The sequence below is a fragment of the Nesterenkonia sp. F genome, assembly GCF_000220985.1.
In the GTDB taxonomy this organism is placed as follows: Bacteria; Actinomycetota; Actinomycetes; order Actinomycetales; family Micrococcaceae; genus Nesterenkonia.
In genome coordinates this window covers 1-11,855 of record NZ_AFRW01000002.1, presented here as the reverse complement: position 1 = coordinate 11,855, position 11,855 = coordinate 1, and the positions used below count along the sequence as shown (strand labels likewise).

Below are 11,855 nucleotides of genomic sequence, written 5' to 3'. Positions count from 1 at the left end.
GCGGCCAGCAGCTCCAGCATCTCCGCGGCGATGCCACGGCGTCGGTGGTCGTCGGCGACCTCGGCGTAGAAGGAGAGCCGGTCAGGGTGCAGCGAGGAACGCAGGATGGTCGCCGCGGCCACCGGGACCCCGTGGTCCTCGGCGACGATGCAGCGGGCCCATGGGTCGTCGGAGGACGGCCGCAGCAGCGCCCGGTCCTGGTGCTGCAGGGCGTTCTCCGGGTCGCCCCAGACCTCCAGCAGGGCGAGGTCGTCGCCCTCGGCCCACGGCCGGACGGTCAGGCCCGACTCCAGGGTGAGGCGGTCCGCGCCGTCGTCGTGCTCCGACGGGACGGAGTCCTCGGGCATGGTGCTCATCGCGTGTCCTTCGTCAGGGAGGCGGCTTCAGGTCAGCCACGCGATTCTAGTCCTGTCCACCAGGCGGGGCAATGCGGGGCGAGGCGGGGCGAGGCGGGGCGGGGCGAGCCAGCCGACGCCCGTCCTGTCACGTCCGGCCCCTGATGTCATGTCCGGGCCGGGACGTGAGATCAGGGTGCGGACGTGACACGCGGCGTCGGAAGCGGATGACGGCGGCGGACGACGGCGCCTTGTGCTCCGCCGCCGGACCGTCGACGTCGGACTCAGCCCAGCAGCTTCGCGGCCAGGTAGCCCTCGATCTGGTCCAGCCCGACCCGCTCCTGGGTCATCTCGTCGCGGTCGCGGACGGTGACCGCGTGGTCCTCGAGCGAGTCGAAGTCGAAGGTCAGGCAGAACGGGGTGCCGATCTCGTCCTGGCGACGGTAACGCCGGCCGATGGCGCCGGACTCGTCGTACTCGACGTTCCAGTGGCGGCGCAGCCGGTCGGCCAGCTCCTGGGCCGGGCCGGCCAGCTCCGGCTTCTTCGACAGCGGCAGCACCGCGGCCTTGATGGGGGCGATCTTCGGATGCAGCTTCATCACGATCCGGGTGTCGACGCCGCCCTTGACGCTCGGCGCCTCGTCCTCGGTGTAGGCGTCGACGAGGAAGGCCATCATCGCCCGGGTCAGGCCGAAGGACGGCTCGATGACATACGGGGTGTAGCGCTCGCCGGTGCCCTGGTCGAAGTACTGGAGCTTCGCCCCCGAGGCCTCGGTGTGCGAGCCCAGGTCGTAGTCGGTGCGATTGGCGATGCCCATCAGCTCGCCCCACTCCGAGCCCTGGAAGGAGAACCGGTACTCCAGGTCGATCGTCGCGGCCGAGTAGTGGGCCCGCTCCTCCTCCGGGACGTCGAACTTCCGCAGGTTCTCCGGGTCCAGCCCGAGCTGGACGAACCAGTCGTAGCAGGCCTCGACCCAGTGGTCGAACCACTGCGGCGCCTCGTCCGGACGGGTGAAGTACTCGATCTCCATCTGCTCGAACTCGCGGGTGCGGAAGATGAAGTTGCCCGGGGTGATCTCGTTGCGGAAGGCCTTGCCGATCTGGCCGATGCCGAACGGCGGCTTCTGCCGCGCGGAGGTCACCACGTTGTTGAAGTTCACGAAGATGCCCTGGGCAGTCTCGGGGCGCATGTAGTGCAGCCCCTCCTCGTTGTCGACCGGTCCCAGGTAGGTCTTCATCAGCCCCGAGAACTGCTGCGGCTCGGTCCACTGCCCGCGGGTGCCGCAGTCGGGGCAGACGACCTCCTCCATGGAGGCGGGGGCGCGGCCCTTCTTGTCCTCGAAGGCCTCCTCGAGGTGGTCCTGGCGGTGCCGGCGGTGGCACTGGACGCATTCGACCAGCGGGTCGGAGAAGGTCTTCACGTGGCCGGAGGCGTGCCACACGGCCTGCGGCAGGATGATCGCCGAGTCCAGGCCGACCATGTCGCCGCGTCCGCGGACGAAGGTCTGCCACCACTCGGCCTTGATGTTCTCCTTCAGCTCCGTGCCCAGCGGACCGTAGTCCCAGGCCGACCGCGACCCCCCGTACGATCTCACCGGACTGGAACACGAAGCCGCGGCGCTTCGCCAGGGCGATCACTTTGTCGAGTGCGGTCTCTGTGGCCATGGAAGAGCTTCACCTCTGGTCGGGGTGCAATGGGCTGTGCAGGATGCCGTCGGGCTGCGGGCCGCGACGCGCTTCACGGAACGGGGAAAGCGTACCGCGGCGGGCGCCGGTGCGCCGACTCGCCCCGGGTCCGTCGACGACGTCGAGAGCCGGCGTCGGGCCTCAGCCGGCGTCGGGCTCGCTGAAGATCACCGCGCCGTCGTCGTCGATCCGCCAACCGGGATTGTGGGCGATCTCCCAGACGATGCCCACCGGGTCCCGCACATAGGCGTGCATCATGCCGGGGACCGCCGCGGGCTGGGGCTGCTTGAGGATGGTCGCGCCGGCGCGCTCCATGCGCTCGACGGTCCGGTGGACGAGGTCGGCGTCGTGGAGATTCTGCGCCAGGGTGAAACCGCCGGGACGGGAATGGACGCCGCCGTCGCCGATGTCGGCCTCCAGCGCCTCGGCGTCGAAGAGGCCCAGCACCTGGCCGGGCGCCGACTGGTAGAACTGGATCACCCCGGGCTCCTCGAAGAGCGGGCGCCAGCCGAGGCCGGACACGTAGAAGCGGCGGGCGGCGTCGAGGTCGTCCACGGCGACGGTGATGATATGGACGTCCTGGTCCATCGTGGTCGCCTCCGTCCCGTCGAGCCCCGCTCCCCTGCGGGGCTGCGCGACGCCGAGTCTAGTGCCTCGCTCCGCGCCGGCGGGAGACTCGGCCGTCCGGCAGGGAGGCGATGACGACGGCGACCAGCGTCAGCAGCGTGCCGAGCACCGTGGCCGTCGTGACCACCGAGCCCGGGGCGGGGATGATCAGGTCCAGCAGCAGCGAGCCGATCAGCTGGCCGGCGATCATGCCCATCGCCGCCAGCAGCACGCCGACGCGGGTGACCAGCAACGCACCCAGACCGATGAACACGCAGCCCATCGGTCCGCCCAGGTAATACCAGGGTGCTGTGGGCAGCGCCTCGCCGGCGCCGCTGGCCCCGAGCTTGATCAGGTAGGCGACCAGCAGCACGGCGGTGCCGGCGATGAAGTTGATCAGCGTCCCCGGGATCGGGCTGGCGTAGGCCGCCGACTGCCGGCCGTTGAGCGCCTGCTGGGCGCTGGAGCCGATGCCGGCGACCAGCGGCAGGATCACCAGGAGCAGCCACCCCGGCCCGCCGTGATCGGCGCCCAGCTGCGGCGAGACGGTCCAGAGCACCGCCAGCACGGTGAGGATCGCGCCGATCGCCCGCAGCGGGGAGAGCCGCTTGCGCCCGCCCGGCCCCAGCCCGACGCGATCCCAGAGCATCCCGCCCAGCGTCTGGCCGGTGACGACCGCGACGGTGAAGACCGCCACGCCGATCATGCCGATGGTCAGGGACTGGGTCAGCACCAGGTAGCCGCCGAGGCAGCCGGCCAGCAGGTACCACCGGCGCACCTCACCGGAGGCCAGCGCCGGGCGGACCCGGCGCATCGTCGCCCGACCCCGCGGCGTCGCCGCGACGATGACGATCATCAGCACCAGACCGACGGCGAAGGAGATGAGCGCGGCGAGGAAGGGATCGGCGGTCTCTGCGGCCAGCGCAGAATTGATTCGCCCCTGCGACGGGATGGCCGCTCCGGCGACCAGCGACATCGCCAGGAACAGGATCCAGGCGGTCCGGGAATGTCCGGCGTCGCGGGCTGCGGTCTGCGGGGAGGACGAGGAGGACGGTGAGGACATGGACCCAGCGTAGAACCTCCCTGAGGATCCGACCGGCCGGAGCATGACGTCCTATGGCGCGCCGCCGGATGCGCCAGACTGGAGGCATGAGCGAGGAGCACCAGGACGAGCGGCACGACCACCCCCAGGACGAGGCAGTCGAGGAGACGGCCGCGGCGGCGGCCGGCGAGCAGATCGACGCGGAGGCCGATGACGCGGCCGATGACGCGGTCGATGAGGACTTCGACGAGGCGGAGTTCATCGAGGTCGACCAGATCCCCATCCGGGACGAGTCCATCCGGCTGGGGCAGCTGCTGAAGCTCGCCGACGTCGTCGAGCACGGCGGCATGGCCCGCGAGGTGCTCGACGCCGGGGCGGTGACCGTCGACGACGAGGTCGAGACCCGTCGCGGCCGGCAGATCCGCCCCGGCGAGATCGTCCAGCTCGACGGCGAGGCGCTCGGCCTGCCGGAGGCGGCGATCACCCCGGTCGCCGAGGAATGATCGGACGACGCAGGAGATGCCGTGCACCGCAGGCCCGGCATCGACTCGTCGTCAGCGGCGAGCCGAGCGCGCCGGCTTGAGCACCATGTGGGTGAGGAACTCGCCGACGTGGGAGATCTCCTGCGGCACCACTCCGTGGCCGGCGCCGGCGTAGAGCACCTTCGTCAGATTCGCGTGCTCGGTGGCCCACCGGTGGGTGCGGTCGACGGCGGCGGCCGGAATGATCGGGTCCTCCTGGTCGCGCCCCCAGAAGAACGGCACCTGTGCGGCCGCGAGCGCCTCGTCGTCGACGGCGGCGGCGAACCGCTCGTCGTCGCCGTCGACGACGAATCCGGAGAGGCCGACGACGGCGGCGAGCTCCTGCGGACGGGTGCGCAGCAGCGTCGTCGCCACGGCCATGCCCTGGGAGAAGCCCAGCAGCGTCACCGAGCGGTGCTGGTCCTTCACCGTCTCGATCCAGGACCAGACGTCCTCGGCGACCTGGAGCACCTCGGCGGGGTCATAGCTGAGGTCCTGGGGGTCCAGGGAGAACCAGCTGTACCCGGGCCCGGCGGCCTGCGGCGCCCGCAGCGAGGCATAGGAGAACTCCTCGGGCAGGTTCGACACCAGGCCCAAGAGGTCGTGCTCGTGTGAGCCGTAGCCGTGCAGCAGCACGACCAGGTGAGTGTCGCGGCGCTCGTCAGGCTCGCGGGACCAGACGACGACGGGCTCGGGGTTCATCGGCAGAGGCTCCTCGGGTCGGGGTCGGGCGGGGCCAGGACGGACCGGACGCACCGTCCACGCGTCCGGCGCCCCATGATCTCATCCTCCGGCGATGAGTCCGTGGATGGTGCGGGAATACGGTCGTATTCCCGCACCATCCACGGACTCATCGCCGGGTGGGGCCGAGGTGCGGGGCCGCCGGCGCCGCCGTCGGTCATGGAACTCATCGACCGGCTCCGGCAGAATGAGGGCGTGCACTCGTCAGAACTCCGCCACCCCGCAGATCATGACTCCCTGCCGGAGGCCGCGCACTCCGCGGCGGACCATCGGCACCCCTGGAGCCGCTACGTCGCCCTGGGCGACTCCTTCACCGAGGGCATCGGCGATCCCGACGAGTCCCGCCCGGGGTACCACCGCGGGTGGGCCGATCGGATGGCCGAGGAGCTGGCGATCGGGACCGCCGACTTCGCCTATGCGAACCTGGCGGTGCGCGGCAAGCTGATCGCTCAGATCCGCGACGACCAGATCGCTCCGGCGCTGGACCTCGCTCCGGACCTGATCACCCTCTGCGCCGGCGGCAACGACGTCATCCGCCCCGGCGGGGACCCGGACGAGACCGCGCGCACGCTCGACACCATGATGCAGATGCTGGCCACCACGGGGGCAACGCTGGTGCTGTTCACCGGTCCGGACGTGCGCGAGACTCCGGTGGTCGGCTCCGTACGGGGCAAGGTCGCGATCTACAACGAGAACATCCGCACCGTCGCCGCCCGGCACGACGCCGTCGTCGCCGACATGTGGGCGCTGCGCAGCCTGACCCGCCCGGAGATGTGGGACGAGGACCGACTGCACTTCTCCCCGCTGGGGCACCACACGATCGCGGCGATGGCGATGGACGCGCTGAACGTCGAGCACGACCTCGAGCCGCTCGAGCCGCGACCGGTTCCGGTGCGCAGCTGGCGCGAGGCGCGCGCCGACGACGCCGTCTGGGCCCGGCACCATCTCTTCCCCTGGGTGCTGCGGCGGCTGCGCGGCCGCTCCTCCGGCGACGGGGTCACCGCGAAGCGCCCGACCTACGAGCCGCTCTTCGGCGGGGCGATGCCGCCGGGCGGGTCGGCGGCCCACGACGACTGACCCTCCCTGCGGACAACCGAACCCTGCGGAAAGCCGAAGGGCTACAGCCGCAGCGTCTCGCGCAGCGGCTCGGCCACCTGCTCCGGGCTGGTGAGGAACCCGTCGTGGCCGATCGGCGAGGAGATCATGTGCACTCCCCCGGAGCCGGGCAGCAGCTCGGCGAGCCGGTGCGACTGCTCGGGATGATACAGCCGGTCGGAGTCGACTGCGGCGACGAACGAGGTCGCGGTGACCTGCCGCAGCGCGGCCGCGGCGCCCCCGCGACCGCGGCCGACGTCGTGGCCGGCCAGCGCCTCGGTGAGCAGGATGTAGGCGTTCGGGTCGAAGCGCGAGACCAGCTTGCGCGCCTGGTGGTCCAGGTAGGACTCGACCTGGAAGCGCCCGCGCGGCCGCCGCGGCGAGCCGAAGGGATCCTCGCCGCCCTGGTGCTCGCGCCCGAAGCGGGCGGAGAACTCGGTCTCGGTGCGGTAGGTGATGTGGGCGATCCGCCGGGCCAACCCGAGTCCGGCCTCCGGCCAGGAGCCGGTGTAGTAGTCGCCGCCGTCGTAGTGCGGGTCGTTCTCGATCGCGGCGATCTGAGCCTGGGCGAAGGCGATCTGCTCGGCCGTCGACTCGGCTCCGCAGGAGAAGACGCCCACTCCCGCTACGCGGTCAGGGAAGGTCGCCGCCCATTCCAGCGCACGGGCCCCGCCCATCGAGCCGCCGAGGACTGCGTGGAAACGTTCGATGCCCAGCTGGTCGGCCAGCCGGGCCTCGAGCTGCACGGAGTCACGGATCGTGGTGAACGGGAAGCGCGATCCCCACGGGCGTCCCTCGGAATCGGCCGAGGCCGGCCCGGTGGAGCCGTAGCAGCCGCCGATCATCGCCGGCGAGACGACGAACCAGCGGTCGGTGTCGACGGCGCGGCCCGGGCCGACCAGCCCTTCCCACCAGCCGACCTCCGGATCGGCCTCGCTGGCGGCGACATGGGTGTCGCCGGTGAGCGCGTGCAGCACCAGCACGGCGTTGGATCCGTCGGGCGCGAGCTCTCCCCAGGTCTCGTAGGCGACCGAGACCTGCGGCAGGCGGCCTCCGGTCTCGAACGTGTGGGCGCCGACGTCGACGACGGCGAGCGCTCCGTCGGGTCGCACGGTCGGGGTCGGCACCTGGGTGGTCATCGGCTCGATGGCTCCTGAGGGTCGGGGATCTCGTGGATCCGTGCTGTCGTCGCAGTCGGGCATGATGTGCTCGTCGGTCGGGCCCCGACGCCGAGGGCCCGGCCCGCCGCACCGTGACGGCGCAGGCGGACCGGGCCGTCGACGTCGACGCTCCGGGCCGGGGTCAGCCGACCGGGGCCGGCTCCGTCGACTCCGCCGGGGCCTCGGCACCGCCGGAGGTGGCCGCGGCGAGGGCCTGGTCGAGGTCGGCGAGGATGTCCTCGATGTGCTCGAGACCCACCGAGAGGCGCACCAGACCGGGGCTGACGCCGGCGGCGGCCTGCTCCTCCTCGGTCAGCTGACGGTGCGTGGTCGAGGCCGGGTGGATCGCCAGCGAGCGGACGTCGCCGACGTTGGCCACCAGCGAGTGCAGCTGCAGCCCGTCGACGACCGCCTGGCCGACCTCCGCGCCGCCGTCGACCTCGAAGGCCAGCACCGAGCCGACACCCTTGGGCAGGTACTTCCGCGCCCGCTCGTGCCAGGGGCTGGACTCCAGGCCCGGATAGCTCACGCGCTTCACCGCCGGGTGGTTCTCCAGGTGGGCGGCGACCGTCTCGGCGTTGGAGACGTGGCGCTCGACGCGCAGGCTCAGCGTCTCCAGACCGAGGTTGATCTCGAAGGCGTTGTGCGGCGAGAGGGACGGGCCCAGGTCGCGCAGCAGCTGCACGCGCGCCTTGAGGATGTAGGACAGGTTGACGCCGAAGATCCCGTCGACGCCCAGGTCCCGGCCGAAGACGATGCCGTGGTAGCTCTCGTCCGGCTCGTTGAAGCCGGGGAAGCGCTGCGGGTTCTTCGTGTAGTCGAAGTTCCCGGAGTCGATGATCACGCCGGCGATCGCGGTGCCGTGGCCGCCCAGGAACTTGGTCGCCGAGTGGATGACGACGTCGACGCCGTACTCGATCGGCCGGATCAGGTACGGGCTGGTCAGCGTGTTGTCCACGATCAGCGGCGCCCCGTGCTCGTGGGCGATCGCCGCGACGGCCTCCAGGTCCAGCACGTCGCCGCGCGGATTCGCGACGACCTCACCGAAGAACGCGCCGGTGTTCTCCCGCGTGGCCGCCCGCCAGGACTCGACGTCGTCGGGGTCCTCCACGAAGGTGACCTCGATGCCGAGCTTGGGCAGGGTGTGCTTGAAGAGGTTCTGCGTCCCGCCGTACAGCGACGGCGAGGCGACGACGTGGCCGCCGGTCTCGACGACGTTCAGCAGCGCGATCGACGCCGCGGCCTGACCGGAGCCGACTGCGAGCGCTCCGACGCCGCCCTCGAGCGCGGCGATCTTGTTCTCCACCGCCTCGACGGTGGGGTTGGTCAGCCGGGAGTAGATCGGGCCGAGCTCCTCCAGGCCGAAGCGCTTCCCGGCGGTCTCGGCGCTCGGGAAGACGAAGGAGGTGGTCTGCTGGATCGGCAGGGCCCGCGCGCCGGTGACGGGGTCCGGCTCGACGCCGGCGTGGATCTGCTGGGTCTCGAAGCTCCAGGTGGGAGCGGTGTTCTCGGTGCTGCTCATCGAGCTCTCCGTTCAATGCGGTCGTGGCGACAGAGACCGGGACGGAGGCGCTCCCCGCGATGCGGAGAGGGCACCTGTCAGGCGGCCCCGTCGATGGACATGGTGTGGGCCGCACTGTGTTGTGTGATGGCCCGCGCTTGCCCCGCCGGAATCCCGACGAAGCCTGGTCGTCACCCGGGGCACCCCACCGCGAACTGGAGGGTTGCCGGCCAGCAAACCGGGGTTTCACGCTGGCACTCTTGACCTGCTGATCAGTCTGCACGCGCGGCGGCGAAAGGGCAAGTCCCCGCCGGACCATCGGCGCAGAATCTCAGGATGTGGAACGCTCGAGCGACGAGCCCCGCCCGACTCCCGAGGCGTCGCCCCGGCCCACGCCGTCCCGTCCTCCACGCGCCTCCACGAATGTGCTTGACATCACATGCCCTCCGGTGCTTGAGTTTATTTACCGACCAATCGGTCTATAAATCGTGAGGAGCACGTGATGCCCGAGCCCGCCCACCCCGAGCGGTCGTCCCCGACGGCCACGGTCGAGCCGCCGGACGCCGGAGGGCGCTCCGCGGAGAGCGCGTCCCCTCGGGGCGTGCCGATGCCTGACGACGGGCCGCGCCACCGCATGCTGGAGACGGATCGATGCGCGGCCTGGCTGGGCGCCGAGGTGCTCCTGGCCGAGCCCGGCCGCGCCCGTCTGGCCATGACGCTGCGGCCGGAGATGACCAACGGCTTCGCGATCGCCCACGGCGGGATGATCTTCGCCCTGGCCGACACGTGCTTCGCGATGGCATGCAACCACCCGGATCGGGACGACGGCACGGTCACCGTCGCCTCCGGCGCCGACGTCACGTTCCTGCGCGCGACGCGTCCCGGCGACGAACTGGTCGCCGAGGCCGTGGAGGTCGCCCGCACCGGGCGCAGCGGCGTCGTCGACGTGACGGTCACCTGCGACGACGAGCCCGTCGCCGTCTTCCGCGGGCGCTCGCGCACCGTGCCCTCGCCCTCCGCCGCACCCGCAGACCCCGCCGGTCCCGACAACACCGCCCAGACCTCCGGAGAGAAGTGATCCCCATGGCCTCCACCTCCCGTGCCGCCGAGTCCGCCCCCGAGGCCCCCTCCCTCCCGGCGGAGATCGACCCCGAGTCGACGCGCCGCGACCCCTCCTCCCCCGACCCGGAGGAGCTGTACAGCCGGACCGAGATCGAGGAGCTGCAGCTGGTCCGGCTGCAGCAGACCGTCCGGCACGCCTACGAGAACGTCCCCGCCTACCGCGAGCTCTACGACGCCCACGGCGTCGGCCCGGACGACCTGCGGTCCCTGGAGGATCTGGCGAAGTTCCCCTTCACCGACAAGGAGTTCCTGCGCGGGGCCTACCCGTTCGAGGCCTTCGCCGTCCCGATGGAGAAGGTCCGCCGCATCCACGCATCCTCCGGCACCACCGGCCTGCCGACCGTCGTCGGCTACACGGACGAGGACCTCGACATCTGGGCCACGCTGCTCGCCCGCTGCCTGCGGCACTCCGGCGTCCGCCCCGGCGACCTGGTGCACAACGCCTACGGATACGGACTCTTCACCGGCGGCCTGGGCGCCCACTACGGAGCCGAGAAGCTGCAGGCCACCGTGATCCCGATGTCCGGCGGCCAGTCCGAGAAGCAGGTCCAGCTCATTCGGGACTTCCGCCCACGGGTCATCCTCTGCACGCCGACCTACCTGCTCACGTTGGCCGACGCCTTCCGCGACGCCGGCATCGACCCGGCCGAGACCTCCCTGGAGATCGCGGTGCTGGGCGCCGAGCCGTGGACCGCGCAGATGCGCGAGGAGATCGAGCGGACCTTCGCCGTCCGCGCCTGCGACATCTACGGACTCTCCGAGGTGATGGGGCCCGGAGTCGCCGGCGAGTCGGCCGCGCTGCAGGACGGGTCGACGATCTGGGAGGACCATTTCCTGCCGGAGATCATCGACCCGATCGACGAGCACCCGCTGGCGACCGGCGAGCACGGAGAGCTGGTCTTCACCACGCTGACCAAGCAGGCGCTGCCGATCATCCGCTACCGCACCCATGACCTGACCCGTCTGCAGCCCGGCACGGACCGCCCCGGCCACCGGCGCATGGGGCGCATCACCGGCCGCTCCGACGACATGATCATCCTGCGCGGGGTGAACCTCTTCCCCTCGCAGATCGAGGAGATCGCCCTGGAGCTCGAGGACCTCTCGCCGCACTTCCAGCTGCGACTCAGCCGGCCGGGGACGATGGACCGGATGACGGTGCACATCGAGCGGCGCCCCGAGGTCGGCGCGGACGCCGCCGCTGCGGCCGGCGTCGAGCTGGCCCGCCGCATCAAGGTCTCCGTCGGCTCCAGCTGCGAGGTCTCCGTGGAGGAGCCGGGCACGCTGGCTCGCTCCTCGGGCAAGCTGCGCCGGATCCACGATGAACGTCCCCGGCCGGCCTGAGGGCTAGGCTGGTGCCCATGTCCGAGATCGCGACCGCCGACGCCGAGCACCCTGACCGCAGGGCGGAGGCCGCCCGCGCGGGCCGACGCGGTCGGCCCGGCTACGACCGCGAAGGCCTGATCCGGGTCTGCGTCGAGGCCTTCAACCGCCACGGCTACGAAGCGACGTCGATGGGCGTCCTGGCCCGGGAGCTCGGCATCTCGAAATCGGCGATCTATCACCACGTCTCCTCCAAGGAGGAGATCCTGGACATCGCCCTGAGCCGCTCGCTGGCCGAGCTCGAGCGCGTCGTCTCCGAGGCCGAGTCCCGCGGGGCGCCCGCCGTCGACGAGCTCGAGGAGATCATCCGCGGGTCGGTGGCGGTCCTGACGGCCTCGCTGCCGCACGTCACCCTGCTGCTGCGACTTCGCGGCAACTCCGAGCTGGAGATCCGCGCGCTGCAGCGCCGCCGCGAGATCACCCTGCGCATCGCCGAGCTGATCCGCCGGGCCCAGGACGACGGCGACCTCCGGGACGATGTCGACGCCCGCACCGCCTCACGGCTGGCGATGGGCATGGTGAACTCCATCGTCGACTGGTACCGCCCCGCGGACGGCCACTCCGACACGACGCTGGCCGACATGGTCACCGGCCTGCTGCTGACGGGACTGCGCGCTCCGCGGAGCTGACCACCCGCTCCGCTCATCGAGCGGGCGGTCCGTACAT

Annotated in this window: 11 protein-coding genes, 1 pseudogene and 1 riboswitch; of the genes and pseudogenes, 5 read left to right on the top strand and 7 right to left on the bottom strand. The window is 71.5% G+C overall.

Annotation, left to right across the window (positions count from 1 at the left end):
- The 4 genes and pseudogenes from GU5_RS13105 to GU5_RS0100110 all read right to left on the bottom strand — a co-directional run.
- Nucleotides 1-356: GNAT family N-acetyltransferase (locus tag GU5_RS13105; RefSeq protein ID WP_010523551.1), on the bottom strand; the 356-nt coding region annotated here is incomplete at its 3' end.
- Nucleotides 357-619: 263 nt separating this feature from the next.
- Nucleotides 620-2,000, bottom strand: a pseudogene (locus GU5_RS15700) (glycine--tRNA ligase).
- A 162-nt stretch (nucleotides 2,001-2,162) separates the two neighbouring features.
- Nucleotides 2,163-2,609: a VOC family protein gene (locus GU5_RS0100115; RefSeq protein ID WP_010523549.1), complete on the bottom strand. Its 447-nt coding sequence runs from the start codon at nucleotides 2,607-2,609 to the stop codon at nucleotides 2,163-2,165.
- A 58-nt stretch (nucleotides 2,610-2,667) separates the two neighbouring features.
- Complete coding sequence (locus tag GU5_RS0100110) at nucleotides 2,668-3,690, bottom strand: DMT family transporter (protein ID WP_010523548.1); 1,023 nt, start codon at nucleotides 3,688-3,690, stop codon at nucleotides 2,668-2,670.
- 86 nt (nucleotides 3,691-3,776) lie between these two features.
- Here GU5_RS0100110 and GU5_RS17805 point away from each other — a divergent pair, with 86 nt between their 5' ends.
- Nucleotides 3,777-4,172: an RNA-binding S4 domain-containing protein gene (locus GU5_RS17805; RefSeq protein WP_010523547.1), complete on the top strand. Its 396-nt coding sequence runs from the start codon at nucleotides 3,777-3,779 to the stop codon at nucleotides 4,170-4,172.
- A 51-nt stretch (nucleotides 4,173-4,223) separates the two neighbouring features.
- Here the strand turns inward: GU5_RS17805 and GU5_RS0100100 are convergent, their stop codons facing one another.
- Nucleotides 4,224-4,892 (bottom strand): alpha/beta hydrolase, encoded by a 669-nt coding sequence (locus GU5_RS0100100; protein ID WP_010523546.1) that lies wholly within the window; start codon nucleotides 4,890-4,892, stop codon nucleotides 4,224-4,226.
- Between the two features lie 198 nt (nucleotides 4,893-5,090).
- Between GU5_RS0100100 and GU5_RS0100095 the strand changes: the two genes are divergently transcribed.
- Complete coding sequence (locus GU5_RS0100095; protein WP_010523545.1) at nucleotides 5,091-6,008, top strand: GDSL-type esterase/lipase family protein; 918 nt, start codon at nucleotides 5,091-5,093, stop codon at nucleotides 6,006-6,008.
- 41 nt (nucleotides 6,009-6,049) lie between these two features.
- Here GU5_RS0100095 and GU5_RS0100090 read toward each other — a convergent pair whose 3' ends face one another.
- The gene (locus GU5_RS0100090) at nucleotides 6,050-7,165 is read right to left on the bottom strand and encodes a homoserine O-acetyltransferase (protein ID WP_010523544.1); all 1,116 of its coding nucleotides are present in this window, start codon (nucleotides 7,163-7,165) and stop codon (nucleotides 6,050-6,052) included.
- 163 nt (nucleotides 7,166-7,328) lie between these two features.
- Nucleotides 7,329-8,708, bottom strand: coding sequence for an O-acetylhomoserine aminocarboxypropyltransferase/cysteine synthase family protein (locus GU5_RS0100085; RefSeq protein WP_010523543.1), 1,380 nt, complete (start codon nucleotides 8,706-8,708; stop codon nucleotides 7,329-7,331).
- Between the two features lie 128 nt (nucleotides 8,709-8,836).
- Nucleotides 8,837-8,953: riboswitch (SAM riboswitch) on the bottom strand.
- A 236-nt stretch (nucleotides 8,954-9,189) separates the two neighbouring features.
- Between GU5_RS0100085 and GU5_RS0100080 the strand changes: the two genes are divergently transcribed.
- From GU5_RS0100080 to GU5_RS0100070, 3 genes are read left to right on the top strand one after another with little or no spacing between them, the layout of a single operon-like run.
- Complete coding sequence (locus GU5_RS0100080) at nucleotides 9,190-9,765, top strand: hotdog fold thioesterase (protein WP_010523542.1); 576 nt, start codon at nucleotides 9,190-9,192, stop codon at nucleotides 9,763-9,765.
- Nucleotides 9,766-9,770: 5 nt separating this feature from the next.
- A complete protein-coding gene (locus GU5_RS0100075; protein ID WP_010523541.1) occupies nucleotides 9,771-11,150 on the top strand; it encodes a phenylacetate--CoA ligase family protein in 1,380 nt (459 codons plus the stop codon).
- 17 nt (nucleotides 11,151-11,167) lie between these two features.
- Complete coding sequence (locus GU5_RS0100070) at nucleotides 11,168-11,818, top strand: TetR/AcrR family transcriptional regulator (RefSeq protein ID WP_010523540.1); 651 nt, start codon at nucleotides 11,168-11,170, stop codon at nucleotides 11,816-11,818.
- Nucleotides 11,819-11,855: the final 37 nt, after the last annotated feature.

Coding starts and splice junctions, on each gene's coding strand:
- GU5_RS0100115 (WP_010523549.1), bottom strand. CDS start 2,609: ATGGACCAGGACGTCCATATCATCACCGTCGCCGTGGACGACCTCGAC.
- GU5_RS0100110 (WP_010523548.1), bottom strand. CDS start 3,690: ATGTCCTCACCGTCCTCCTCGTCCTCCCCGCAGACCGCAGCCCGCGAC.
- GU5_RS17805 (WP_010523547.1), top strand. CDS start 3,777: ATGAGCGAGGAGCACCAGGACGAGCGGCACGACCACCCCCAGGACGAG.
- GU5_RS0100100 (WP_010523546.1), bottom strand. CDS start 4,892: ATGAACCCCGAGCCCGTCGTCGTCTGGTCCCGCGAGCCTGACGAGCGC.
- GU5_RS0100095 (WP_010523545.1), top strand. CDS start 5,091: ATGGAACTCATCGACCGGCTCCGGCAGAATGAGGGCGTGCACTCGTCA.
- GU5_RS0100090 (WP_010523544.1), bottom strand. CDS start 7,165: ATGACCACCCAGGTGCCGACCCCGACCGTGCGACCCGACGGAGCGCTC.
- GU5_RS0100085 (WP_010523543.1), bottom strand. CDS start 8,708: ATGAGCAGCACCGAGAACACCGCTCCCACCTGGAGCTTCGAGACCCAG.
- GU5_RS0100080 (WP_010523542.1), top strand. CDS start 9,190: ATGCCCGAGCCCGCCCACCCCGAGCGGTCGTCCCCGACGGCCACGGTC.
- GU5_RS0100075 (WP_010523541.1), top strand. CDS start 9,771: ATGGCCTCCACCTCCCGTGCCGCCGAGTCCGCCCCCGAGGCCCCCTCC.
- GU5_RS0100070 (WP_010523540.1), top strand. CDS start 11,168: ATGTCCGAGATCGCGACCGCCGACGCCGAGCACCCTGACCGCAGGGCG.